We start from the raw sequence: 24,811 nt of genomic DNA on the forward strand, positions 1-24,811 counted from the left end.
TCTCATGCCGCGGTGTCGGTGCGCTCAGGTCAGCGAGTCGATCCAGCGTTCGAGGCGGGCTCCCTCCGTGGCCATCAGGTCCGGGTCGCGGAAGGTGTTGGTCAGCAGGGCGACGCCCTGGTAGGAGGCGAACAGCGCCACCGCCAGCTCCTTGGCGTCCGTCCGTCCCATGGCCGCGAACTGCTCCTCCACCCACGCGAGCAGCCGGCCCATCACCTTGGCGATGGCGCGGTCCAGGCCGTCGTCGCGCTTGTCGAGCTCGGAGGCGAGCGTTCCGGTGGGGCAGCCGTACTGGGCGGTCAGGTCGCGCTCGCCGATCCAGCCGCGCAGCAGGGCCTTGAGCCGGTTTTGGGGCTCGGCGAGCCGGCCCAGCTCGTCGAGCATCGTCTGGAGGTGGTGGCCGTGCGCCTCGATGGCCGCCTCGATGAGCTGGTCCTTCGTCTTGAAGTAGTAGTAGACGTTGCCCACGGGGACGTCGGCCGCGCGTGCGATGTCGGCGAGGGTCGTCTTCTCGACCCCCTGCTCGTGTAGCACACGTACGGCGGCGCCCGCCAGCCGTTCCCGCTTCCCCGCCCGTGTTGAGTTAGTCACCTGACTGACTATAGACAAGCAGCCCGGCGGCTCGCTATGGTCTCGTTCTAAGTCAGTCAACTAACTAACTCTCAGGAGCGGACATGATCGTAGTGACAGGAGCCACCGGCAACGTGGGCGGCGAGCTGGTCCGGCTGCTCGCCGCGGCCGGCGAGCGGGTGACCGCGCTCTCCCGCCGGCCCGCGACGTTCCCCGAGGGCGTCCGGCACAGCGCCGGCGACCTGGCGGACCCCGCGACGCTGAAGGACGCCTTCGACGGCGCCGACGCGCTGTTCCTGCTCGTCGCCGGCTCCGACCCGCGCGCCGTCCTCGAGGCCGCCCAGGCGGGTGGCATCAGGCGCGTCGTCCTGCTCTCCTCCCAGGGAGCGGGGACGAGGCCGGGGGCGTACGAGCACCCGGCCGCCTTCGAGCGGGCGGTGCGCGAGTCCGGGCTGGAGTGGACGATCCTGCGGCCGGGCGGCTTCGCCTCCAACGCCCTGGCCTGGGCCGAGCCGATCCGCGCGCACCGCACCGCCGCCGCGCCGTTCGCCGACGTGGCGCTGCCGGTCGTCGATCCGGCCGACCTCGCCGAGGTCGCGGCCGTGGTGCTGCGTTCGGACGGGCACGCAGGGCGTACGTACGAGCTGACCGGGCCCGCGCCCGTCACCCCGCGCGACAGGGCGGCCGCGATCGGGCAGGCCGTCGGCGCGCCGGTGAGCTTCGTCGAGCAGACCCCGGAGCAGGCCCGCGAGCAGATGCTGCAGTTCATGCCGGAGCCGGTCGTCGAGGGCACCCTGGCCATCCTCGGCACGCCGCTCCCCGCCGAGCAGCGGGTCAGCCCCGACGTGGAGCGCGTCCTGGGCCGCGCCCCGCGCTCCTTCGCCGACTGGGCCGCCCGCAACGCCGCCGCCTTCCGCCCATGACCGGCACCGCGCGCACCCCGCGCACCATGAACGCCCCGCGCATCTTCAACGCTCCGGTCGGCCCGCGCACTCCTGCGCCCGGACGGGACGGGACCGGCTCCGTCATGCGGAGCCTGCCGGTCCTCGGGTCCACGATCGCCTACCGGGAGCTGGGCGAAGGCGATCCGATCGTCTTCCTGCACGGCAACCCCACCTCCTCCCACCTGTGGCGGCACGTGATGCCCGCCGTCGGCCGCGGCCGGCGCCTGGCTCCCGACCTGATCGGCATGGGGGAGTCGGGCAAGCCCGCCATCGGCTACACCTTCGCCGACCACGCCCGCCACCTGGACGCCTGGTTCGACGCCCTCGGCCTCGACGACGTCGTGCTCGTCGGGCACGACTGGGGCGGCGCGCTGGCCTTCGACTGGGCCGCCCGCCATCCGGGACGGGTCCGCGGGATCGCCTTCACCGAGGCCATCGTCAAGCCGATGACCTGGGAGGAGTTCCCTGAAGGCGGGCGCGAGCTGTTCCGGGCGATCAAGACCGGCGGCGTCGGGGAGTCCATGATGCTGGACGACAACGCCTTCCTCCGCGCGGGCCTGCCCGCCACCGCCGCCACCCTGACGGAGCAGGACCGGGCGGCCTACCTGCGGCCGTACCCGACCAGGGAGAGCCGGCTGCCGCTGCTGCGGTGGGCCCGCTCGATGCCGCTGGGCGGGGAGCCGGCCGACGTGGTCGAGAGGGTGGAGGCGTTCGGCCGGTGGCTGGCCGCCAGCGCGGAGGTGCCGAAACTGCTGCTCGGCTTCCGTCCCGGGCCCGGCACGATGTGGACGGAGGAGACCCTCGCCTGGTGCGCGGAGAACATTGCGGCGCTGGAGATCGTCCGGCGGGAGGAGGTCGCCGGTCACCACACCCCCGAGGACCAGCCGGAGGTCGTCGCGGCCGCCGTCAGGGAGTGGATGTCCGGGCAGGGGTGGTGAGCGACGGACGATTCCCAACAGATGTTGGCCTACACTTGTTGTCATGGCCTTCACCGAACGCTCGGCGGCGACCAGGACCGCCATCCTGGCCGCCGCCAGGAAACTGCTCATCGAACGCGGCTACGAGGCCATGACGATCCGGGCGGTCGCCACCATGGTCGGCGTGGACCCGTCCATGGTCATGCGCTACTACGGCAGCAAGGCGGGGCTGTTCAGCGCCGCCGTGGACGTGGACCTGCGGCTCGGCGTGGTCGAGCGGCCGCCGAGGGAACGGCTGGGCGAGCTGCTCGTCCGGCACTTCCTGGCGCGGTGGGAAGGCGACCTGTCCGACGACGTGCTCATCATGCTGCTGCGTTCGGCCAGCACGAACCCCATGGCCGCCGAGCGCATGCGCGAGGTGTTCGAGACGCAGATCGCCGCGTTCGTGGCCGCCGTCACCGGGGCCGGCGACGCCGCGCACCGGGCGGGGCTCGTCAGCAGCCAGGTGCTCGGCCTGGCCCTGACCCGGTACGTGCTGCGCTTCCCGCCGATGGCCGACGCCGACATAGAGACGCTGGTGCGCGACGTCGGGCCGGTGGTGCAGCACTACCTCGTGGGCGACCCGCTCCCGTGACGGCCCACCCGCCCGGTGGCCGACACCGATGTCGCCGGAACCCGCGGCCGAGCCGCTACGAACTGTGACCACGCGTCGGGAGGTCACCTGCCGTCCCAGGTGAACCGGGTCGCGTCCGTCGCCAGGGCGGTCCACGCTATGGCGCGAGACGGCGTCAGCGACCAGCAGCCCTGTGCGTAAGTGTCGGGGCCCGAGTCGAGGCCGTACTTCGCCCGTGTCGCGTCCGCGAGGCGGCGGGCCTGCTCGGCGGCGGGATGCACGCGTACGGCCCGGCCCTCGGCGATGACGGCGGAGGCGGCGTCGTCGAGGTGCACGGCGGCCAGGCCGCTGCGGCGCAGGTTGCGCTCGTGGACGGTCTCCAGACTGCCGCCGAAGTGGAGTGCGTCGTCCAGCCAGACCCCGCCGACGGGCACGACGTGCGGCCGGCCGTCGGCGCGTACGGTGGCCAGCCAGTAGCTGGGCGCGGCGGCCAGCCGGGCCAGCACCTCAGGCCACGCCAGCGTCACGGTCTGTTCCTGGTTTCGGTAGCCGGCCGGCAGGTGAAGGATCTCCGTCCGCGGGTCCATGTCACGAGTATGGAGCCGGGGCGGCCGTACCGGTGGGAAGGAAACGCTGGTCGGAGGGGGTGTGTCCCGAGTCGGCAGGGGGCCTGAGGCGTCGCCCCGGGGGAGAGGGGCGCGCGCCTCAGCCCCCCTCAGGCCGTCAGCTCTGCGCGCAGGCCGACGTCTGCGGGGAGGCGATCGGTATCTCCAGGCCCAGGCCCGCGGCCTTGAGCCCGGGCGCGCAGACCTTCGTGTCGTTCAGCGCGTTGACGGTGCCGTCGACGGAGATGGGGCCGATCGCGGCCGCCGGGGCCGCGAGCGCGGACAGCGCGAAGGCCGCGGCGAGAGTTACGGTGCCGATACGGGTTGACTGGCGCATTCTGGGGTGCCCTTCTGTGACGGAGGGGGCCGATGGTTTCCATGAGTCTTCTTGCCGCTCACGGCAACTACGGAACGTGACCATCGGTTACGTTCCGCTGTCGGACACGCCAAGCGCCGATCCCCTCGACGGGTGTCCCGGCGCCCTGAGGGCACCCGTCCTGATACTTCGAAATTTCGTGAAATATGGCCTCTGGCGTGGGCGTCCTCGGTGTGCGGGGGAGGTCAGGTCAGGACGTCGAGAGCGCGGTCCACGTCGGCCTCGGTCGTGTAGACGTGGAAACTGGCGCGCACCCGGCCGGCCCGTACCGCCGCCCTGATCCCCGCCGCCTCCAGCCGCTCGCCCGGGGCGTCCACCGAGACGATGGCCGTGTCGGACGGCTCCAGGCCGAGGCCCGCGCGGAACCGGTTGGCCAGGGCCACGTTGTGCTCGCGCACGCGCTCGACGCCGAGCTCGTTCAGCAGCTCGATGGCGGGCGCGGCTCCGACGAAGCTGAACCACGCGGGCGACAGGTCGAACGCCCGCGCGTCGCCGGCCAGGCGCAGCGGCGGCCCGTAGTAGGAGCCGCCCTCGTCGGCGCCGGCGTACCAGTTGGCGGCCAGCGGGCGCATGCGCTCGCGCAGCCGCGGTGACAGGTAGGCGAACGCCGCTCCGCGCGGCGCCATCAGCCACTTGTACGCCGCGCACACCAGCGCGTCCACGCCCGTCACGTCCACCGGCAGCCAGCCGCACGCCTGCGAGGCGTCGGCGATGACCAGCGCGTCATGGTCCCGCGCGGCGGTCACGATGTCGGCCACCGGCGCCACGTAGCCGCTCGCCGACTGCACCACGCTGAACGCCACGGCCGCGGTGTCCCGGGTGATCGCGTCGGCCACCCGGTCGGGCGGCACCGTCACGATGTCGGCGGCCACCGCCCACGGGAACAGGTTGCTGGTGAACTCGACCTCGGGCACGACCACCTCGGCCCCCGGCGGCAGCGCCGTGGCCACGACCGACATGATCTGCGAGACGGTCGACCCGACGCTCACATCGGCCGCCTGGGCGCCGACGAGCCGGGCGAAGGCCGCGCGCGAGCGGCCGACGGAGGCGTCCCACGGCTGCCAGTCGCCGCTGCCGTGCCGCCACTCGGTCAGCACGGCCTGCAACTCGTCGAAGGCACGGCGGGGCGGCAGACCGTAGGAGGCGGTGTTGAGCCAGCCCTGGTGAGCGTCCCAGAGCCCCGCGGCAGAGGAGATGTCCATGTGATCAGCCTAAAGCGGGCAAAATCAGCGGCCTCAGTGCGTAGCGTCCAGGGGCCGGCCTGAAGCGGGCGGCGTCGGCGGGCTCAGCGTGCGGCGCGTTGCCACAGCGCCGGCCAGCCGCCGTGGCCCAGCCACGCGGACGGGACCCGGAGGCCGTCCGTGGCGACCCGCTCGCTGAAGACGGCGAGGTCGGCGCCCAGTTCGACGGCCGCGGGGAACGACCGCCGCCACGGCCCGTCCGGGTCATCCAGGTCCGTACGGGGAAAGCCCGGCACGCCCGTCTCGCCCGGCCGCGTCACCGGGACGGTCGGCAGCTCCGCGCCCGGCCAGGAGGTGACCGCGACGACGAGCGCGCACAGCAGCGCCGTGTCGGCACGGCGGGCCACGTGGTCGGCGAGCACCGGATCCCCGGCCCGCGCCAGGCGGCCGAGCGCGGCACGGATCCGGCGGGCCACCAGCTCCATCGAGCGAGCGGGCGCGATCGCCTCATGCCTGGCCAGCCGGCGCAGCGAGCCGGGGAGCGGGGCGTCGGCCAGCAGCAGGGGGAGCTGGTCGTACTGCTCACGCAGGCGCGGGTCGAGAGCGGCCAGCGCGCGCTCCAGGGGACGCACGCCGGTGGCCCGCCACAGCGCCACCAGGCCCGCCGCGGCCAGGCCGTACCGGCAGGCCCGCTCGATCCGTTCGGCCGGCAGCCGGCGCAGCGCCGTCAGACCCGCCGGCACCTGGATCGCGGGCGCGCCTCGGGCTCCGGGAGCGGCACCTGCGGTCGTTCGGGCTCCTGGCACGGCATTCGTGGGCGTTCGGGGTCCGGGTACGGCACCCGTGGGAACTCGATATCCAGGCACGGGGCCCTCGGACGCTCGGGATCCGGGCGCGGCACTCGTGGGCGCCTGGTATTCGGGGGCGGCATCCGTGGGCGCCTGGTGTCCGGGCGTGGCACCCGTGGATTCCTGAGGTCCGGTGGTGGCGCTCGCGGGTTCTGGGGATCCGGGGGCGGCATTCCAGGTCGCTCGGAATCCGGAAGCGGCACCGCCCGCAGGCGTTCGCCATCCAGGGACGGCAGCCGAGGGCGTGGCACCCGCAGGCGTTCGGGATCGGGGAACCGCGCTTCCGGACGCCCGGAATCCAGGAGCGGTGCTGGACGTGGGGGCGCCGTCGCGGGCGGCGTACAGGCGATCGAAAGTGTTCAGGGCCGCCACCACATCAGGGACCGTCAAGGCGTCCGCGACGAGCTCCGCCAGCGGGCCGCTCACCTCGAGAGACGCCCGCCTCGGCCGCCGCCGGGCCGCAGGGCGCGGCCCGGGGAGCAGGTCAGGCGGCTCGGGCGCGGCGGGCGCGGGCACCGGCAGACCGGCCACCCAGGTCAGCACGCGTTGGCGCAGCGCCGGGTCGGGGTCGGCGTTGAACCTGGCCCGGAACTCCTCGATCCGCCACCCGCGCCTGTGCTGGACGAGCTCGACGTTTGCGGCGATCGCGCCGTCCTCACGGCGCAGGGCCAGCAGCACGCACCTGCCCTGCGCGGCCGCCTCGGCGTAGTGCGGTGAGCCGATGCAGTTCCCCATGTACGCCGACCACCGGGTGAGCATGCGGGCGTTGCGCGCGCACTCCACCCGCAGCCGCGTACCGGGCAGGATCGTGCCGTCGCGCGCCGCCAGCGGCTCGGGCAGCGAGAAGTCCCGCGTGAACGCCTCCGTGAACCGGAGATCGGCGATCAGCCCCGTGACCAGCTCCTCCCAGGTGCGGCACTGCCGGGGCGGCCGCCCGCCGAACGAGATCAGCTGCGCCGCCCCGGCCAGCGCCGCCGGGACCGACTCCACCGGCGGCGTGAGCTGCTCCTCCGGGCGGGGGAAGGGATTCCAGTTCAGGTAGGGGTAGGTGGGGCCGAAGTCGATGTCCGCCCGTTCGTGACCGTTGAGCTGGGCGAGCGCGTCGGCGAGCTCGGCGTACCAGAGCAGGTCCCCGGCCGTCTCCTCCTCTTCCGGCGCCGTGCCGGGCCGGGCCGCCAGCCGTTCGCTCAGCGACGCCCGCGACTCCTCCTGGTGCGGCTGCGACCACGAGGCGGGGTCGCGCTGCGGGGTGTATCCGGCGACGGCCCGCCACTCACGCATCCCCGCGCCCGCCCAGGCGCCCGGCTGCGGGCGGGCCTCAAGGACGCGGTCGGTGACGGCCTCGATGACGACCTCCGCGTACTCGGCCGCCCTGGCCAGGCGCTGCCTGACGTACGGCTCCCGCGGGTCGTGCCGTTTGGCGGCCAGATCCCGGACGTAGTTGCCGGGCCTGGCGGGCAGACCGGCGAGCCCGGGCACCCGCCGGGCCGCCCGCCCCGCCTCGTCCGGCTTCATGAGGGCGGCCGCGGCGACGAGCTGGTCCGCGCACCGGGCGATGCCCTCGCGCACACCGTGATCGGCCACCGCCACGGCGGTGCGTACCAGCACGGTGGCGGCGAGGGCGTCGGCCACGACGCGCCGCATGAGCGCCGCCCGCTCCCACGGCTCGGGGGACCAGCGGGCCGCTTCCGCCAGCGACGGCTCGTGGCCCAGCTGCTGGGTGATGTGCGCGATCAGCAGTTCTTCCTCGTGGGCCTCGTACCGGGCGGTCAGCTCCTCCAGCCTGCTCTGCCTGCCCTGCATGGCCCGCAACCGCCGCCTGCGCCCGACCCGCTCCCGCTCGGCCGCCACCCGCTCCCACAGATCGAGCAGCAGATCGAGCCGCCGCCTGCGCGGAAACGGGCTGAGCACCCGCTCCAGATGACCAGCCATCGTAGACGCGGCAGCCTCCAACCCCGGCTCCACAACGGCGGGGCCTGGTGTGGGGTCCGCGAGTGCGGGCTCCGGTGTGGGCTCCACGACGGCGGCCTCCGGCGCGAGCGCCACAACGGCGGGCTCCGGTAGGGGTTCGACGACGGCTGGTCCTGGAGTTGCCCCGGCCGCGGCTCCCCCGGGAGCTGGATCGCTGGGTGGCCGTGCCGGGGTCGGCGCGGCGTCCCCCTCCCGGGTGGGGGTGGGCGGGCCGAGGCGTAGGACGCGTTCGAGCTGCTCGGCCCCCAGCACGCCGCTGGCCGCCGAAGCAAGCTGGAGCGCCGCCCAGCGGCCGTCGGCGATGGCCTGACCCGCGGCGGCGGCCACCCGCTTGGTCGCCTCCGCCCCGAACAGCGCCACCAGCACCCCGGCCCGCTCACCCAGCCGGTGCATGCCCTCCATCCCCAGCACCCGCACCGCGGCCAGCACCGCGTCCCGCCGATCGCCGCGCGCGCCGTCCAGCCGAGCGGAGACGAACCCCGGGCACAACTCCATCCCCGCCCCGGCCGCCGTAGGACCGTCGGCGAGAAGCCGGCCGAGCTCAGCCACCGCCGGCCCCGGATCGCCCCCGGCGGGCCCCACCACGACCGGCGCACCCTCGGCCGGAACCCACACCACCGCCCCGCTCTCCGCACGGCTCCCTACGCGGCCCTCCGCGTCGCTCCCCGCGTTGTCTCCAACGCGCCCCTCCGCGTCGCTCTCCGCGCCGCCCCCAACGTGGCCTTCCGTGTCACTCCCCGGACGGTCCTCCCCGCCGCTCCCCGTGCCGCGCCTTGGACCGTGGTCCATCACCGGTCGCCCCCGCGCGTCCCAGACCCGCTGGTCGCGTCCCGTCACCACTCCGAATGCCAGCCGCACCACATCCACATGATTCGGGCAAAGACGCCCACCAGGCAACCGGATTGACGAGGCCCGGAGTCAGGCACGCCGGGCGCCGAGCACCTCGTGCAGCTCGGCCGAGCAGCGGGCCAGCTCCTCGGCGTGCGCGCCTCTGCCCAGCGTGCGCGGCCTGGGCACGTTCACCTCCACGATCGTGTGGACGCGCCCGGGACGCGGCGTCAGCACCACGACCCGGTCGGCGAGCAGCACCGCCTCCTCGATCGAGTGCGTCACCAGGACGACCGTGGCCGCGTGCTCCATGTGGATCTGCTGCAGCTCGATCGACAACTCCTCCCGCGTCAGCGCGTCGAGGGCGGAGAACGGCTCGTCCATCAGCAGCACGCGCGGCCGCTGGATGAGCGCCCGGCACAGCGCCACCCGCTGCTGCATCCCGCCCGACAGCTCGTGCGGCAGCCGCCGGTGGAACGCCTCCAGCCCCACCATGTCCAGCAGTTCGCGCGCCCGCCGCCGGTGCTCCTCCCCGCGCCATCCGAACACCTCGACCGGCAGCAGCACGTTGCCGAGCACGGAACGCCACGGTAGCAGCGCGGGACGCTGGAACATGATGGCCACGTCACGGCGCGGCCTGACCACCGGATCGCCGTCCACCAGTACCTCGCCCGACCCGGCCACCAGCAGGCCCGCGATCAGCCGCAGCAGCGTGGACTTGCCGCAGCCGGACCGGCCCACGATCGCCACGAACTCCCCGCCGGCCACGTCGAGATCGACCTCGCGCAGCGCCTCCACCGCACCCCGGCGCCCGCCGAACACCTGGGACACCTTGCTCAGCCGGATCACCTGGCGACCTCCTCGGCCCCGAGCCCGGATCGATCTCGCCGGAGGATCCAGCCGGCTCGATCCAGCCGGACGGGTCCAGCCGGGTCGATCTCGCCGGATCGATCTCGATCGTAGACGACGCCCGCCGCGTCCACCTGACGAAATCCTGCCGCGATATTGACCGGAGGCGTCAAACGGTCATGATCGGTGTCATGAGGCGACTGCCGCGTGTCATCATGACCACCGCCATCGTCGCGACGCTCTCCCTCCCCGCCGGCTGCGGCTCGGGAGGCACGGAGCCGTCACCTGCCCGGCCGGCCGCCGACCAGGTCACCTACGTGACCGGCTTCGGCACCTTCGGCCGTGAGGCCTACGTCTACGTCGCCATGGACAAGGGCTACTTCCGCGAGGCCGGCATCGAGGTCAGCGTGCAGCCGGGCACGGGCAGCGGCGAGAACATGGCCGCGCTCGCCGGCGGCCGGGCCCACTTCTCGCCCATTGACTTCACCGCGATGCTGCTCACCGCCGGCAGCGGCAGAGCGACCGGGACGGTCGCGGTCGCCGCCGTCCACCAGCGCACGCTGGCGGCGCTCATGACCCTCGGCGACAGCGGCATCAGCGAGCCGAAGGACCTGGAGGGCAGAACCGTCGGGGACACGGCCACGTCGGTGATCGCCATGATGTTCCCCACCTACGCCAAGCTCACCGGTGTGGACAGGAGCAAGGTCAAGTGGGTCAGCCTGCAGCCGGCGCAGCTGGCCGCCAACCTGGCCTCGGGGAAGGTGGACGCGATCGGCCAGTACGTGGTCGGCCGGCCCACCGTGGCCAACGCCGCCCGGGGCAAGGAGGTCAAGGTGCTGCCGTTCGGCGATGTCATCACCGACATGTACGGCTCGGCGCTGAGCACCTCCGCCACCCTCGCGGTCCAGAACCCCGACCTGGTCAGGCGGTTCACCGGCGCCCTGTTCAAGGGGCTGGCGTACGCGGTGGACAACCCCCGGGAGGCGGCCAGGATCCTGCTCGCGCACCAGCCAGCCCAGAACGCCGAGGCCGCGGCCGCCGAGCTGACCCTGATCGCCCCGTACGTGCGCCCGGCCGGAGGCGAGCCGATGGGGGCGATGAGTCGCGAGCGCGTCGAACGCGCGATCGGCGTCCTGCGCGAGGCCGGGGCCTTCACGGGCGAGGTGGCGCCGGAGTCGGTGGTGTCGTTCGGCCTCGTCCCCAAGGGCTGAGCCGTGGAGGAGGGCGGGCGGCACCGGGACGCGGTGACGGCGGCGGGCTGGTCGGCGCTGGGTGTGACGGCCGCGATCGGCGGCTGGGCGCTGGCCGCCGCGGCCTTCGCGATCCCGGAGATCATCCTGCCCTCGCCCGCCGCCGTCGTCACCGCCTTCCTGCGCCTGCCCGGCTACCTGCTGGAGCAGGCCGCGATCACCCTGGCGGAGACCGCGCTCGGCTTCGCGCTCTCGGTGGTCTGCGGGCTGGCGATCGGGCTGGTGATCGCGGCCTGGCGCGTGGCCGAGCTGATGTTCGCGCCGCTGCTGGTGGCCTTCAACGCCGTGCCCAAGGTGGCGCTGGCGCCGCTGCTGGTGGTGTGGATGGGCTTCGGGCAGCAGCCCAAGGTGGTCATGGCGCTGCTGGTGTGCTTCTTCCCCGTCGTGTTGTCGGTGGCCTCGGGGCTGACGTCCACGCCGCCCGAGCTGGTCGAGCTGGCCAGGTCGCTGGACACGCCGCGCGGGCAGACGTTCGTGCGGATCCGCCTGCCCGCGGCGCTGCCGCAGATCTTCGTCGGGCTGAAGGTGGCCATGCCCCTGGCCTCGGTCGGCGCGGTGATCGGCGAGTTCAGCGCGGGCGACGCAGGGCTCGGCTTCGTCATCGTCCAGGCCGGCGGCAGCGCGGACACGGCGCTCGCGTTCGCCGCCATCGCGCTGCTGGGCGTCATGAGCATGGCGCTGTTCTACGCGCTGGTGCTGGCCGAGCGCCTGCTGCTGCCCTGGGTCGCGGAGACGTCCGCGGCACGCTGATCACGACGGCGCTCACCTCGCCGTAAGCCGATAAGTTATACCTAAAGGCCTATTGACATAACTTAAGGCTACAACGAGTATTTTGGCATGTCAGAACGTGACCTCTTGCTTCATGTGCGGATCCGCAGGGCGCTTGAGGCACGTATCCGTGACGGACAGTGGGGTCCAGGCACCCGGATCCCCACCGAGGTCGAGCTCTGCGAGGAGTTCGGGGTCTCGCGCATCACCGTGCAGCGGGCCCTGCGCGATCTCGCCGACGCCGGGCTCATCGTGCGCTTCCGCAAGCGCGGCAGCTTCGTGGCCCAGGCCGTCGGCCGGCACAACTTGCTGCGTTACACCGGCCTGCTGATCCAGGGACCGGAGATGCCGGGCGACCACCGGGTCGTCTCCGCGCAGGTGCTGCCCGCCCAGGCGGCGCGGTTGCGGCTGCCGGGCGTGCCCGGCGAGGAGGCGGTCGTCCAGATGGAACGGCACAAGCTGCGGCCCGACGGCACCGCGGCCAACATCGAACTGCACGTCCTGCCGTTCCGGCTCGCGCCCGACCTGCTCGACCAGCCGTTAGAACCGTTGACCACCCACGCCTACCTGCGCGATCGCGGGGTCGAGCTGGTGCGGGCCAGGCTCTACGTGGAGCCGCACGTCCTCACCGGGCCCGAGGCGGAGCTGTTCGCCCTGCCGCCGGGCGCGCCCGTCTTCCGCTGGACCCGCGAGACCTGGACCCGCCGCGGCGAGATCGCCGAAGTGGTCGAGATCGTCATCCCGGCCGGGTCCGAGCGCTTCTACGTCGAGACCGATCTGAGCGGCTCCTCCGACCACAGCTGAATCCCCTTTTCCCGACAGATCGGCCCACCCCCGTGCGCCGGGCCCGCCCGCGCCACGGTCCCCAGCCATGCCCGAAAAACCGTCCCCAGCCATGCACGCGAAGCCATGCACGCGAAGCCATGCACGAGTAACCGTCCCCAGCCATGCACCCGAGAAGGAGCGGATCCATGACCTCTGTCGCCGTCGTCGGAGTCGGCGCCGTCGGCTCCATGGCCCTGTGGCGGCTGTCCGAGCGCGGCATCCCCGCCGTCGGATTCGACGCCTACGCACCCGGCCACGACCGCGGCGCGGCCGGCGGCGAGTCACGGATCTTCCGCACCGCCTACAAGGAGGGCGTCGCGTACGTGCCGCTGCTGCGTCAGGCCCGCGACCTGTGGGAGGAGCTGGAACGCCGGTGCGGCCGCCGCCTGCTGACCCCGGTCGGCGGCGTCACCGTCGGCCCGCGCGAGCACCCCTCGATCCGCGCCGTGCTGGACGCCGCCCGCGCCTGCGACCTGCCCGTCGAGGTCCTGACCGGCCAGGACGCTCGCGAGCGCGTGCCCGAGCACCCGTTGCGCGACGGCGAGGTCATGGTCGCCGACCCCGAGGCCGGCCACCTGCGCCCCGAGCCCGCCGTGGTGGCCGCCGCCGCGGCGGCCGAACAGGCGGGCGCCCGCATCGCCCGCTACACCCCCGTCACGGCGGTACGCGAGGACGCGGCCGGCGTCACCGTCGTCACCGCGGAAGGAGAACAGCGCTTCACCCACGCCGTCCTCGCCCCCGGCCCGTGGGCGCGCACCCTGCTCCCGCACGAGCCGATCGTGGCCAAGGCGATCACCTCGACCTGGTTCCCGCGCCGCGACGAGAGCCTGTTCGACCCCGGCCGGTGCCCGATCGCCATCCGCGTCGGCGAGCCCGCCTACTCCTGCTTCCCCTCCGTGGACGGCGCCGGCGTCAAGGTCAACCTGCACGTGCCGTGGCAGGAGATCGGCTCGCCCGATTCCCTGGCCCGCAGCGTCCCCGCCGCGTACGTCAGGCAGGTCGCGCGGGCGGTCGCCGCCACGCTGCCCGGCCTGCGGCCCGACCCGGTGCGCGTGGCCACGTACGCCGACGCCTTCACCCCCGACGGCCACGGCCTGCTCGGCCGGCGGGGCCGCACCGTCGTCGCCGCCGCCTTCAGCGGGCACGGCTTCAAGCTCGCCCCCGTCTTCGGCGACATCGTCGCCGACCTGGTCGAGAGCGGCGCGACCACGCGCGGCATCGGCCACCTAGCCCCGGACCGCCCCCTTCGGAGGTCGCCATGAAACCCGTCACGCCGATCGCCGGCCTCATGCTCGCCACCCTCGCCCTGTCCTCCTGCGCCGCACCCAACCCGTCCGCCGCTCCCGGCACGCTGGTCGTCGCCGGATACGGCGGCTCGTACGAGGAGGCGTTCAAGCAGTCCGTCATCCCCGGCTTCGAGAAGTCCTGCTCCTGCCGCGTCACCTACATCTCCGGCAGCTCCACCGACACCGTCGCCAAGCTGAAGGCCCAGCAGTCCGCCCCGCAGATCGACGTCGCCCTCATCGACGACGGCGTGCAGAACCAGGCCGTCCAGGCGGGCCTGCTGGCCAAGCTCGACCCCAAGACCGTCACGAACCTGGCCGACGTCATCGACCTGGCCCGCCTGCCCGGCGACGTCGGCGTCGGCTTCTCCCTGAACGCCACCGGCATCGCCTACAACACCGACTACTACGCCAAGAACGGCCTGCCCGCCCCCAGACGGCTGGCCGACCTGGCGCACGCCGGGCTCAAGGGCAAGCTGGTGATGCCGTCCATCACGCAGACGTACGGCCTGGGCGCCCTGCTCATCGCGGCCAAGGTCGGCGGCGGATCCGAGCGCGAGGTCGACCCCGGCTTCGCCGGCGTCAAGAAGGTCGCGGCCAACGCCGTCACGTTCGACACCACCGCCGACGTGTCCAACTACTTCCTGCAAGGCCAGGCCGTGGCCAGCGTCTGGGGCAACTCGCGGGTGCAGATGCTGGCCAAGAAGGGCTTCCCGGTCGAATTCGTCTACCCGGAGGAGGGCGCGCTGCCGCTGATCGCCACCGTGAACGTGGTGAACAAGGCCCCCCACGCCGACCTGGCCCAGAAGTTCGTCAACACGCTGCTCGAACCGGCCGCGCAGAAGGCCATGGCCGAGTCCAACTTCAACGGCCCCACCGTCAAGGGCGTCGAACTCGACCCCGCCCTCGCGGACAAGGTGGTCGGCCAGGACCGGGCCGCCGAGCTGCGCAAACTCGACTGGGCCGCGATCAACGAGAACCGTTCCGCCTGGACGGACCGCTGGAACAAGGAGATCGAGACCTCATGACCAGGCTGCTCGCCGCGGCGCTGGCCCTCATCGGCCTGACGGCCTGCTCCCCGCCGAACCCGGCCGCGTCCGCGGGCACGCTCGTCGTGGCCGGGTACGGCGGCTCCTACCAGGAGGCGTTCGAGCAGGCCGTCCTGCCCGGCTTCGAGAAGTCGTGCGGCTGCCGGGTCACCTACATCGCCGGCAGCTCCACCGACACCGTGGCCAAGCTGAAGGCTCAGCAGGCCGCCCCGCAGATCGACGTCGCCCTCATCGACGACGGGCCGCAGGCCCAGGCGGCGCAGGCGGGGCTGCTGGCCGCGCTCGACCCGGCCGTCGTCACCCGGCTGGGCAAGGTGGAGCGGATCGCCCGGCTGGACGGCGACGTCGGCGTCGGCTTCGCGATGACCGCGACCGGGCTGGCCTACAACAGCGAGTGGTACGCCAAGAACGGCCTGCCCGCCCCGGAGAAGCTGTCCGACCTGGCCGACCCGAAGCTCAAGGGCAAGGTCGTGCTGCCCTCGATCAGCAACACGTACGGCGTGGGCGCCCTCATGCTGGCGGCCCGTGAGGGCGGCGGCTCGATCGAGGCCGGCTTCGACGGGATCAAGAAGGTGGCGGCCAACGCCTTCACCTTCGACACCACGGCCGACGTGTCCAACTACTTCCTGCAAGGGCAGGCCGTGGCCAGCGTGTGGGGCGGCTCCCGGGTGGAGACGCTGGCGGACAAGGACTTCCCGATCACGTTCGTCTACCCGGAAGGAGGCGCCATCCCGCTGCTGGCCACCGCGAACGTCGTCGCCAAGGCCCCGCATCCCGATCTGGCGCAGAAGTTCGTCAACGCGCTGCTGGAGCCGGCCATCCAGCGCAAGCTCGCCGCCGAGGGCTACGACGGCCCCACCGTCACCGACGCCACCCTCGACGCCGCACTGGCCCGGCGGGTGGTCGGCACGAAACAGGCGGCCGGCATGACCGCGCTCGACTGGAAGGACGTCAACGCCCACCGCGCGGCCTGGACCGACCGATGGACGAAGGAGGTCGAACAGTGACGAGCACCCCCTTGACCAGCGCGAAGACGCCGCCCGGGACGGACGCCCCGCGCGGGCGGCTGCGCCTGGACGGCGTGCGCAAGATCCTGGGCGGCAAGGAGGTCGTCTCGGCCGTGGACCTGGAGACCGAGCCGGGCGAGTTCCTCACCCTGCTCGGCCCGTCCGGCTGCGGCAAGACGACCACCCTGAACATGATCGCCGGCCACCTGACCGCCGACGGCGGCCTGATCGAGGTGGACGGCCGCGACATCACCACGGTCGCGCCGCACCGCCGCTCCATGGGCATGGTCTTCCAGTCCTACGCCCTGTTCCCGCACATGACGGTCGCCGAGAACGTCGCGTTCGGCCTGCGCATGCGCAAGGTCGCCGCCGCCCGGCGCGGCAAACAGGTCGCCGAGGTGCTGGAGCTGGTCGGTCTGGACGGCATGTCCGAGCGGCATCCGCGCCAGCTGTCCGGCGGCCAGCAGCAGCGCGCCGCGCTGGCCAGGGCCTTGGTCATCCAGCCCGACCTGCTCCTGCTCGACGAGCCGTTCTCCAACCTCGACGCCCAGCTGCGGGTACGCCTGCGCGACGAGGTCTCCGCGCTGCAACGCAGGATCGGCACCACCACCATCCTGGTCACCCACGACCAGGAGGAGGCCCTCGCGGTCTCCGACCGGATCGCGGTCATGGCCGACGGCGTCATCCACCAGCTCGACCGGCCCCAGGAGGTCTACCTGCGCCCGGCCACGGACTTCGTGGCCCAGTTCATCGGCGAGGTCAACGCCCTCGACGGCACCGCCGCCGGCGGCGGGACCTGCGAGGTCGCGGGCCGGAAGGTGTCCGCCACCCCGGTCGGGCAGGCTCCGGCCGAAGGCGCCGCCGTGCGGGTGTACGTACGGCCCGAGGTCGTCCGGGTCGGTCCCGGCGATCAGGGCGAAGGACTGCGCGGGACCGTGCGCGACACGCGTTTCCTCGGCTCACGCATCCGCTGCGTCGTGTCCACCCCGGCCGGAGAGGTGACGGCGGCGCTGCCGTTCGACGCCCGGGTGCCGGCGGCGGGGGAGGAGGTGACCTGCTCATGGCGGCCGTCGGACGCGTCGCTGGCGGCGCGGTGATCGCCGGAGCCGGCCGCTCCGCCCGCCGGACGGGGCTGCTGCTCGCGCTGCCCGCCCTCGTGATCTTCGCGCTGCTGTTCGTGGCGCCGCTGTTCACGCTGGTGGCCAACAGCTTCAGGACGCAGACCGGGGCGTTCACGCTCGGCAACTACGCGCGCTTCCTCGGCGACCCGTTCTACCGGGACGTGCTGTGGAACACGCTGAAAGTCGCCGGTCTCACCACGCTCGGCTGCCTGCTCGTCGGCTACCCGTTCGCGCTCTACCTGCGCGGGCGCTCGCCCAGGGCGCGCAACTGGCTGGCGCTGCTCCTGCTGTCGCCGCTGCTGATCAGCATGGTCATCCGCGCGTACGGATGGCTGGTGGTACTCGGGCCCAACGGCCCCGTGGCCTCGGTGATCAAGTGGTTCGGGCTCACGCCGCCGCAGCTCCTCTACAACGACACCGCCGTGCTCATCGGCATGGTTCACGTGATGCTGGCGTACATGGTGCTGCCCCTCATGGGCAGCCTCGACCGGATCGACCCGACGCTCGTCCCGGCCGCCAAGGGGCTCGGCGCGCCCGGCTGGACCTGCTTCTGGCGGATCACGCTGCCGCTGTCGGCGCCCGGCACGCTGGCCGGCGCGATGATCGTGTTCAGCCTGACCGCCTCCAGCTTCGTCACCCCGGCCATCCTCGGCGGACCCAAGGTGAAGCTCATGCCGTACTTCGTCTACACGCAGGCCACGACCACCCTCGACTGGCCGTACGCGGCGGCGATCGGCTTCGTGCTCGTGGTCGTCACGACGGGGCTGCTGCTCGGCTACTCGCGGCTGCTGCGGCGGGGCAAGGGGGAGGTGGTGTTCCAATGACCGGGACGGGCCGGCTGACCCGGGTGCTCGGCGGCGTGTTCGCGGCGCTGGTGGGGGCGTTCCTCATCGCGCCCGTCGCGGTGACCGTGGCCTCCTCCCTGACCGAGACCTCGTACGTGACGTTCCCGCCGCAGGGCATCACCCTGCGCTGGTACGCCGAGGTGCTGCGCAAGCCGGAGTTCCTGTCGTCGTTCGCGGTCAGCGCGGGCGTGGCGGTGGCCGCGGCGGCGATCTCGGCCGTGGTGGGGCTGGCCGGCGGGCTGGCCATCCACCGCTACCGCTTCCCGGGCCGGGCAGCGCTGGAGACGGTGCTGTCCAGCGCGTTCGCGGTGCCCACGATCGTGCTCGGCATCGGGCTGCTGCAGTGGTTCGCGCAGATGGGGCTGGCGTCGAGCCCGTTCACGCTGCTGCTGGCCCACCTGGTGCTGACCGTCCCGTACGCGGTGCGGCTGGTCCTCGCCGGGCTGGCCGGGCTGGACCGCTCGGCGGAGAAGGCCGCCGCCGGGCTGGGCGCGCCGCCGTTCCTGGTGTTCTGGCACGTGACCCTGCCGGCCGTGCGCGGGGCGCTGATCGGAGGGGCGTTCTTCGCGTTCATCACCTCCTTCGACGACCTGACCGTGGCGCTGTTCGTGGTCACCACCGACCTGCAGACGCTGCCGGTGCGCATCTTCAACTACATGCAGTACGACTACGACCCCACCGTCACCGCCATCGGCACCCTGATGGTGCTGTTCGCGCTGGTCGCGGTCGTCGTCATCGAACGATTCGTCGGCGTCGCCAAGCTCTTCGGCGCCGACGAGGAGCACGAGGGAAAGGAATGAGCGTGCGAGTCGTCGTCATCGGCGCGGGGGTGCTCGGATCCGCGGTCGCGGCCGGGCTGACCCGGCGCGGCGCACAGGTCACGGTGCTGGAGGCGCGCGCCCCGGGGGCCGGCACGTCGTCCACCTCGGTCGCGTGGGTCAACGCCAACAACAAGACGCCGAAGGAGTACTTCGACCTCAACCACGCCGCCGTCTGGGCGCACCACCAGCTGCCCGGCGACTGGTTCTTCCCCACCGGCAACCTCGAATGCGCGCTCACCGACGAGCACAAGGAGCAGCTCGAGGCCCGGGTCGGCCGGCTGATCGCCATGGGTTACCCGGTGGAGCGGGTGACCGCCCGCCGCGCCCTGGCCCTGGAGCCGGACCTGGTGCCCCCGCCGCCCGGCACCGAGTACGTGTTCTTCCCCGGCGAGGCGTACGTGCAGCCGCTGCGCCTGCTGGGCCGGCTGCTCGGCGAGGCCCGCGATGGCGGCGCCACGGTCGAGTCGGGCGCCGAAGTGACCGCGATCGAGACGTCCGCCTCGGGCGCGAAGGTGACGCTGGCCGACGGGCGTACGTTCGCCGGCGACGTGGTCGTCACCTGTGCCGGCCGCTGGACCGAGCGGGTCGCCGCGCTGGCCGGGGTGACGATCCCGATGCTGGACCCGGCCGTGTCCGGCACGGTCACCAACGGCTTCCTGGTCACCACGGCCGCGCTCCCGGCCCGGCTGTCGCGCGTCCTCACCACCGCCGCGCTCAACCTGCGCCCGGACGGAGGCGGACGGCTGCTGCTGCAGTCGCTGCCCCTGGACGGCCTGGCCCGACCGGACGCGCCCGTGCCCGGCGAGGTGATCAACGAGATCCTGACGCTGCTGCCCGGCGTCCTGCGCGGCACGGAGGGCGCCACGGCCGAGCGGGCGGTGGTCGGCCAGCGCGCGATGCCCGGCGACGGGCTCACCGTGGCCGGGTTCGCCGACGCGGGCCGGCGGATCTACACGGTGGCCACGCACAGCGGGGTCACGCTGGCGCCGCTGCTGATGGAGGAGGTCGCGGGGGAGGTGTTCGGGCAGGAGTCGGCGCTGCTGGCCCCGTTCCGGCCGGACCGCTTCGCCTACGGCACCGCCGGCCCGGCTCCCACCCCGGCCCGCCGCCCCGGCCAGCAGTGACGGCGAGCCCGCTGGTCGCCGAGGTGATCGACGTCCCGCTCACCAGGTGACCGGGAGTTCGTGCACGCCGTAGACGACGGCGTCGGCCTTGTACGGCAGATCCCCGGCCGGTACGGCGAGCCGCAGGGCGGGGACGCGGCGGAACAGGGTGTCGAAGACGATCCGCAGCTCCATCCTGGCCAGGTTCTGGCCCAGGCACTGGTGCGGGCCGAAGCCGAAGGTGAGGTGGTGGCGGGCCCCGCGCTCGACGTCCAGTTCGCCCGGTTCCGTGAACGCCGCGGGGTCCCAGTTGGCCGACAGCGTCGAGACGACGACACCCTCGCCGGCCTTGATGCTCACCCCGCCGATCCGCACGTCCTCGGTGGCCACCCGAGTGGTGACCCCGTCGGCGACGGCGAAGTAGCGCAGCAGTTCCTCCACGGCCAAGGGCGTCCTGTCCGAGTCGTTCCTGATCACGGTGAGTTGTTCCGGGTGGGAGAGCAGCCCGACCACGCCGAGCGAGATCATGTTCGCCGTGGTCTCGTGCCCGGCGGTCAGCAGCAGGAACGCCAGGCTCACCAGGCCCCCGTGGTCGACGGCGCCCTCCCGCCGCTGCCGGGCGATCTGCCGGCCGAGCAGATCGTCGCCGGGTGCCGACTCCTTGCGGGTGACCAGGTCGTCGAGGTAGGCGCGCAGGTCGGCGAAGGCTCGCCGCCGGTCTTCGAGCGAGCTCCGGCTCACCATCATGGAGGCACGGCTCTGGAAGAAGTCGTGGTCGGCGTACGGGACGCCGAGCAGCTCGCAGATCACCAGGGACGGCACCGGCAGGGACAGCGCCCGCACCAGGTCGACCGGCCGCCGGTCGGCGGCGAGCAGATCGTCGACGAAGTGGTCGACGATGGCCTGGATCCGCGGGCGCAGCGCGGCCAGCCGCCGCACGGTGAACTCGCCGATCACCGGGCGGCGGGCCGCGGCGTGTTCCGCGCCGTCCATGCCGAGCAGCAACGGCGGCTGCTCACGGAGCTGGCGCAGGGTCGCCGGATCGAGACTGTAGAGCGGGAAACCGTCCTTGCGCTTGTCGGAGGAGAAACGGGGGTCGGCGAGGACGGCGCGGCCCTCCTCGTGCCCGGCCACCCACCAGGCCTCGCCGCCGGCGGCCAGGCGGACCCTGCTGATCGGCGCCTGCTCGCGCAGCCGGTCGTAGGCGGTGGGCGGGGCGAACGGGCAGTCCCGCTCGACCGGCAACTCGATTTCGGTGCGACTCTTCATCATGAATGACCTCCTGATGGATCTGGCGGGTTCTGTCCGTGCCGGCGACGGCCTCGGGCGTGGCGCCGGTGTTCAGCGCAGGGTGAGCGGGGTCTCGGACGCGATGCGGGTCAGCTTCTGCGGGTTGCGGACGTAGTAGAGGCCGGTGATGCGGGCGTCCTCCACCCGGACCGCGATGACGCCGTCGATCGCGCCGTCCAGGCGGAGCAGCAGCGCCGGGTTGCCGTTGACCACGGCGGGCTCGCTGGTGAGCTGGAACGGGGCTCGGCCGAGCCCGTTGACGATCATGCGGGCCACCTTGCCGGCGCCGGTGACCGGCTGCGGCGCGGCCTGCTTGACGCCGCCGCCGTCGCTCACCAGGACGACGTCAGGGGCGAGCACGTCGAGCAGGCCCTGCAGGTCTCTGGTCTCCAGCGCGCGCCGGAACGACTCCAGCACCACCCGGGTCTGGCCCGGGGAGACCACCTCACGCGGATGGCGTGACTCGACATGCCGGCGGGCCCGGTGCGCGATCTGCCGGACGGCCACCGGGCTCTTGCCGACGGCGGCGGCGATCTCCTCGTGACTGACGCCGAACACCTCGCGCAGGACGAAGACGGCGCGTTCGGTGGGGGAGAGCGTCTCGAGGACGAGCATGAGCGCCATCGACACACTCTCGGCGAGCTCGACGTCCTCGGCCACGTCCGGCGTGGTCAGCAGCGGCTCGGGCAGCCAGGGGCCGACGTACTCCTCCTTGCGGCGCCGGACGGCGCGCAGCCGGTCGAGCGCGCGCCGGGTGGTGATCCGCACCAGGTAGGCGCGCTGGTCCCGCACCTGCCCGAGGTCGACCCTGACCCACCGCAACCAGGTCTCCTGCAGGGCGTCCTCGGCGTCGGCCGCCGAGCCGAGCAGCTCGTAGGCGACGGTGAACAGCAGGTTGCGGTGGGCGAGGAACGCTTCGGTGGCCGGGTCCGTCCGGCCGCTCCTCGTGGCGTCCCCGTACTCGTTCATCTTTGGCTCCTGCCTGTCGCTCTATGCACAAGGCGTCGGAGCCCGCCGTTGTGTGACACCCGTGCCCGGTGACACACGTCACATGGCCGCGCTGTCACAGGGCGCGGGGCGCCGGCGCCGCATGGTCAGGACGCCCTGCCTCCGCCGGCCGGGATCAACACGAGGAGTCACCCATGAAGCACCGCATCATCGTCCTCGGCGCCGGATACGCCGGGGCCTACGTGGCCGGGAACCTGGCCCGCCGGCTGTCCCCGGAGGACACCGAGATCACCGTGGTCAACGCCGTGCCGCACTTCGTCCAGCGCATGCGGATGCCCCAGGTCGCTGCCGGGCAGGAGGTGGAGGCGCCCCTGCTCGCCGACGTCTTCGCGGGCACGGAGATACGGCTGCGCCTGGCCCGCGTCACCGCCGTGGACCCCCTACGCCAGGTCGTCGCCGTGGCCGCCGCTGACGCTGACGGCGAAGGTGGAGATGAGCTCGGCTACGACACGCTCGTCTACGCGCTCGGCAGTCGCGTCGCCGACCACGGCGTCCCCGGCGTGGCCGAGCACGCCTTCGACGTCACCGGCCGGCCCTCGGCGCTGCACCTGCGCGAACGCCTGGACCGGCTGTCCGGGCCAGGCGGGAACGGGAACGTGCTGGTCGTCGGCGACGGGCTGACCGGCATCGAGACCGCCACCGAGATCGCCGAATCACGGCCCGGCCTGTCGGTGACGCTCATCGCCCGCGGCGAGCTGGGCGCCCGGCTCTCCGCCGGCGCCCGCCGCCACCTGCGCCGGGCCTGCGACCGGCTCGGCGTCACCGTCCTGGAGCACACCAGCGTCGCGGCCGTCGAAGCGGCGCGGGTGCGGTGCGCCGACGGCACCGCCCTGGCGTCCGACGCGACCGTGTGGACGGCCGGGTTCGCCGTCACCTCCATCGCCGCAGCCGGCGGGCTGGAGGTCACCGGGACCGGTCAGATCGTCGTCGACCGCACCATGCGGTCGGTCTCGCACCCGAACGTGTACGCCGTCGGCGACAGCGTGCACGTCGTCGGCGACCACGGCCGGCCGCTGCCGATGTCCTGCGCGTCGGCGGGCTACACCGGGCGGCAGGCCATCGAGGCGATCGTGGGACGCCTGACCGGGCGCACGATCGCGCACACCAGGCTGGTCCACACGTACAACCACATCAGTCTCGGACGGCGGGACGGGATCCTGCAGACGTTCGACGAAGAAGGACGGGCGAAATCGCGGTACTACGGCGGCCGCGAGGGGGCGCGGATCAAGGCGTGGATCCTCAGGATGGCGCTGTGGGCCACCCGGCACCCCACCTACGGCCTGCCCAGGCGCAGGCGCCGCCTGGCGGCCGGCGCGGCTCAGTCGTCGTACCACTCGGGCGTGGCGACCGTGCGCGGATCGGGGGCCGGGCCGGCGCCGGGGCCGGGCTTGACGTAGACCTCCATGGTGTCGGAGCTGTACGGGCGGCAGCCGGCCACGATCCAGTCCGCCTTGATCCTCTCCGCCGGGACGGACTGCTCGTACCAGCCGCCTCCGGGGGAGGACCAGAGCAGGCGGTAGCCGATCTTCGCCCCGCGCCGCAGCACCTCGGCCCGCACGGCTTCGACCGTTCTGCCGTGGGTCGGGTAGCCGGTCATGCACTCGGAATCCGTGGCGAGGTCGTCGCGCACGTAGGCCTCGCCGGCTGCCGCCTGCCGCCCGATCCCGAACACGACCCGTCCGGGGAAGTCGGACGGCAGCCACACCTTCCCGCAGAACGCCGACGCGCAAGGCCGCACCGTCTGCACGCCGACGCTCCCGTGCCAGCGGAAACCCTCGGGCACGACGGGGCCGATGAGCTCGCCCTCCTTCCCCGGGGCCACGGGGACGATCTTCACCGTGACGTTCAGCCCGACGGCTCGGAAGGCCTCCTCGAAGCGCTCGCGATCCGCGGCCGGGTCGGTGACGGTGACGGTGAAGTGGTCCGCGGCCTTCTTGATGGCGACGGCCGCGTTGGCGTACTCGGTGGCCGGGCCGGTCGCGGGCAGGCCGATCCCGACCGCGCCGGCCGCGGCCAGCGCGGTCGCCGCCCCCGCGAGCACGAACCCGCGCGTCCTTACTCGAAACGGGCGGCTGCGCGCCGGCTCGGTCGCCATGATCTCCGCCCGCAGCTCGCGCGCGCCGGGCCCCCGCTCCGGCGCCCGCGGTGCGGGGTCGATGGCTTTAACCAGGTGGTCGATGTCGTTCACGCTTCCCCCATCACGATCGTCGAGGACGGCCGCCGCTCCAGCGCCGCCGCCAGCCGTCTGCGCGCCCGGTGCAGGCGGGTCCGGGCGGCGATGGCCGTGCAACCCACGACCTTGGCGATCTGCTCGCTGGTCAGCTCCTCCCAGCAGGCCAGCGCCAGAACCTCGCGGTCGCGCTCGGGCAGCCGGTCGAACGCGGCGCGTACGTGGTCCAGCTCGGCCGGCCCCGCCGCTCGCTCCGGCCGCTGGGCCGACAGCTCGGCGCGCAGCCGGTCGGCGAGCATGGCCCGGCGCGAGTCACCGCGCCGGTGGTTGGCCAGCACCCGGCGTGCCACGCCGTACAACCACAGCAGCGCCCGCTCGCCCTCGGGGATCTCGCCGGCGCGTCGCCAGGCGATGAGGAACGTCTCGGAGACGACGTCGGCGGTGTCGTCGGCCGAGCCGGTACGGCGGGCGGCGTACTGGTGGATCGCCGGATAGTACGCGTCGTAGACCGCTTCGAAGCGATCCCGGTGTGTCACAGATTCTCCTCGCGAAAGGTGCCTGACACCGTG

Annotated in this window: 24 protein-coding genes; 14 read left to right on the plus strand and 10 right to left on the minus strand. The window is 73.1% G+C overall.

Features of this window, described 5'->3' with window-relative positions; translation table 11 throughout:
• Window positions 1–24 precede the first annotated feature (24 nt).
• Window positions 25–591: a TetR/AcrR family transcriptional regulator gene (locus OIE67_RS18435; protein WP_326641924.1), complete on the minus strand. Its 567-nt coding sequence runs from the start codon at window positions 589–591 to the stop codon at window positions 25–27.
• A gap of 83 nt (window positions 592–674) precedes the next feature.
• Here OIE67_RS18435 and OIE67_RS18440 point away from each other — a divergent pair, with 83 nt between their 5' ends.
• From OIE67_RS18440 to OIE67_RS18450, 3 genes are read left to right on the plus strand one after another with little or no spacing between them, the layout of a single operon-like run.
• Window positions 675–1,493 carry an NAD(P)H-binding protein gene (locus tag OIE67_RS18440; RefSeq protein WP_326641926.1) on the plus strand — a complete coding sequence of 273 codons (819 nt, stop codon included), beginning with the start codon at window positions 675–677 and terminating at the stop codon, window positions 1,491–1,493.
• Window positions 1,490–2,452 (plus strand): haloalkane dehalogenase, encoded by a 963-nt coding sequence (locus OIE67_RS18445; protein WP_407674865.1) that lies wholly within the window; start codon window positions 1,490–1,492, stop codon window positions 2,450–2,452. Before OIE67_RS18440 ends, OIE67_RS18445 begins: the two co-directional genes overlap by 4 nt.
• A 43-nt stretch (window positions 2,453–2,495) precedes the next feature.
• Window positions 2,496–3,065, plus strand: a complete 570-nt coding sequence (locus OIE67_RS18450; protein ID WP_326641928.1) for a TetR/AcrR family transcriptional regulator — start codon at window positions 2,496–2,498, stop codon at window positions 3,063–3,065.
• 83 nt (window positions 3,066–3,148) lie between these two features.
• On the opposite strand, the gene OIE67_RS18455 is transcribed toward OIE67_RS18450, so the two are convergent.
• The 5 genes from OIE67_RS18455 to OIE67_RS18475 form a co-directional block, all read right to left on the minus strand.
• A complete protein-coding gene (locus OIE67_RS18455; protein ID WP_326641929.1) occupies window positions 3,149–3,631 on the minus strand; it encodes a pyridoxamine 5'-phosphate oxidase family protein in 483 nt (160 codons plus the stop codon).
• Between the two features lie 136 nt (window positions 3,632–3,767).
• On the minus strand, window positions 3,768–3,986 hold the full coding sequence (locus OIE67_RS18460; RefSeq protein WP_106239326.1) for a hypothetical protein: 219 nt from the start codon (window positions 3,984–3,986) through the stop codon (window positions 3,768–3,770).
• Between the two features lie 224 nt (window positions 3,987–4,210).
• Entirely contained in the window at window positions 4,211–5,227 is a 1,017-nt protein-coding gene (locus tag OIE67_RS18465) for an aminotransferase class V-fold PLP-dependent enzyme (RefSeq protein ID WP_326641932.1), read from the minus strand.
• 83 nt (window positions 5,228–5,310) lie between these two features.
• Window positions 5,311–8,643: a hypothetical protein gene (locus OIE67_RS18470; RefSeq protein ID WP_326641935.1), complete on the minus strand. Its 3,333-nt coding sequence runs from the start codon at window positions 8,641–8,643 to the stop codon at window positions 5,311–5,313.
• 300 nt (window positions 8,644–8,943) lie between these two features.
• Window positions 8,944–9,702 (minus strand): ABC transporter ATP-binding protein, encoded by a 759-nt coding sequence (locus OIE67_RS18475; protein ID WP_326641937.1) that lies wholly within the window; start codon window positions 9,700–9,702, stop codon window positions 8,944–8,946.
• A 191-nt stretch (window positions 9,703–9,893) separates the two neighbouring features.
• Here OIE67_RS18475 and OIE67_RS18480 point away from each other — a divergent pair, with 191 nt between their 5' ends.
• From OIE67_RS18480 to OIE67_RS18525, 10 genes are all read left to right on the plus strand, one after another.
• Complete coding sequence (locus tag OIE67_RS18480; protein ID WP_326641939.1) at window positions 9,894–10,913, plus strand: ABC transporter substrate-binding protein; 1,020 nt, start codon at window positions 9,894–9,896, stop codon at window positions 10,911–10,913.
• 3 nt (window positions 10,914–10,916) lie between these two features.
• The gene (locus OIE67_RS18485; protein ID WP_326641941.1) at window positions 10,917–11,702 is read left to right on the plus strand and encodes an ABC transporter permease; all 786 of its coding nucleotides are present in this window, start codon (window positions 10,917–10,919) and stop codon (window positions 11,700–11,702) included.
• A gap of 87 nt (window positions 11,703–11,789) precedes the next feature.
• On the plus strand, window positions 11,790–12,524 hold the full coding sequence (locus tag OIE67_RS18490) for a GntR family transcriptional regulator (RefSeq protein WP_326641943.1): 735 nt from the start codon (window positions 11,790–11,792) through the stop codon (window positions 12,522–12,524).
• Window positions 12,525–12,691: 167 nt separating this feature from the next.
• Complete coding sequence (gene solA, locus OIE67_RS18495; RefSeq protein ID WP_326641945.1) at window positions 12,692–13,807, plus strand: N-methyl-L-tryptophan oxidase; 1,116 nt, start codon at window positions 12,692–12,694, stop codon at window positions 13,805–13,807.
• Entirely contained in the window at window positions 13,804–14,856 is a 1,053-nt protein-coding gene (locus OIE67_RS18500) for an ABC transporter substrate-binding protein (protein WP_326641947.1), read from the plus strand. Before solA ends, OIE67_RS18500 begins: the two co-directional genes overlap by 4 nt.
• Window positions 14,853–15,884, plus strand: a complete 1,032-nt coding sequence (locus OIE67_RS18505; RefSeq protein WP_326641949.1) for an ABC transporter substrate-binding protein — start codon at window positions 14,853–14,855, stop codon at window positions 15,882–15,884. The genes OIE67_RS18500 and OIE67_RS18505 overlap by 4 nt, the downstream gene beginning before the upstream one ends.
• Window positions 15,881–16,981, plus strand: coding sequence for an ABC transporter ATP-binding protein (locus tag OIE67_RS18510; protein ID WP_326641951.1), 1,101 nt, complete (start codon window positions 15,881–15,883; stop codon window positions 16,979–16,981). Before OIE67_RS18505 ends, OIE67_RS18510 begins: the two co-directional genes overlap by 4 nt.
• Window positions 16,945–17,829 (plus strand): ABC transporter permease, encoded by an 885-nt coding sequence (locus OIE67_RS18515; protein WP_326641953.1) that lies wholly within the window; start codon window positions 16,945–16,947, stop codon window positions 17,827–17,829. Before OIE67_RS18510 ends, OIE67_RS18515 begins: the two co-directional genes overlap by 37 nt.
• Window positions 17,826–18,650, plus strand: a complete 825-nt coding sequence (locus tag OIE67_RS18520) for an ABC transporter permease (RefSeq protein ID WP_326641955.1) — start codon at window positions 17,826–17,828, stop codon at window positions 18,648–18,650. Before OIE67_RS18515 ends, OIE67_RS18520 begins: the two co-directional genes overlap by 4 nt.
• On the plus strand, window positions 18,647–19,795 hold the full coding sequence (locus tag OIE67_RS18525; protein ID WP_326641957.1) for an NAD(P)/FAD-dependent oxidoreductase: 1,149 nt from the start codon (window positions 18,647–18,649) through the stop codon (window positions 19,793–19,795). The genes OIE67_RS18520 and OIE67_RS18525 overlap by 4 nt, the downstream gene beginning before the upstream one ends.
• 39 nt (window positions 19,796–19,834) lie before the next feature.
• Here the strand turns inward: OIE67_RS18525 and OIE67_RS18530 are convergent, their stop codons facing one another.
• Together OIE67_RS18530 and OIE67_RS18535 are read right to left on the minus strand one after the other, a co-directional pair.
• Window positions 19,835–21,046 (minus strand): cytochrome P450, encoded by a 1,212-nt coding sequence (locus OIE67_RS18530; protein WP_326641959.1) that lies wholly within the window; start codon window positions 21,044–21,046, stop codon window positions 19,835–19,837.
• A 69-nt stretch (window positions 21,047–21,115) separates the two neighbouring features.
• Window positions 21,116–22,033: an RNA polymerase sigma-70 factor gene (locus tag OIE67_RS18535; protein WP_326641961.1), complete on the minus strand. Its 918-nt coding sequence runs from the start codon at window positions 22,031–22,033 to the stop codon at window positions 21,116–21,118.
• Between the two features lie 173 nt (window positions 22,034–22,206).
• On the opposite strand from OIE67_RS18535, the gene OIE67_RS18540 reads away from it, so the two are divergent.
• Window positions 22,207–23,469: an NAD(P)/FAD-dependent oxidoreductase gene (locus OIE67_RS18540; protein ID WP_326641963.1), complete on the plus strand. Its 1,263-nt coding sequence runs from the start codon at window positions 22,207–22,209 to the stop codon at window positions 23,467–23,469.
• On the opposite strand, the gene OIE67_RS18545 is transcribed toward OIE67_RS18540, so the two are convergent.
• Window positions 23,391–24,260, minus strand: coding sequence for a hypothetical protein (locus tag OIE67_RS18545; RefSeq protein ID WP_326641965.1), 870 nt, complete (start codon window positions 24,258–24,260; stop codon window positions 23,391–23,393). The two genes, OIE67_RS18540 and OIE67_RS18545, sit on opposite strands and share 79 nt — an antisense overlap.
• Window positions 24,257–24,778, minus strand: a complete 522-nt coding sequence (locus tag OIE67_RS18550; protein WP_326641967.1) for an RNA polymerase sigma factor — start codon at window positions 24,776–24,778, stop codon at window positions 24,257–24,259. Before OIE67_RS18550 ends, OIE67_RS18545 begins: the two co-directional genes overlap by 4 nt.
• Between the last annotated feature and the right edge of the window lie 33 nt (window positions 24,779–24,811).

Source organism: Nonomuraea fuscirosea, assembly GCF_035917475.1.
In the GTDB taxonomy this organism is placed as follows: Bacteria; Actinomycetota; Actinomycetes; order Streptosporangiales; family Streptosporangiaceae; genus Nonomuraea; species Nonomuraea fuscirosea.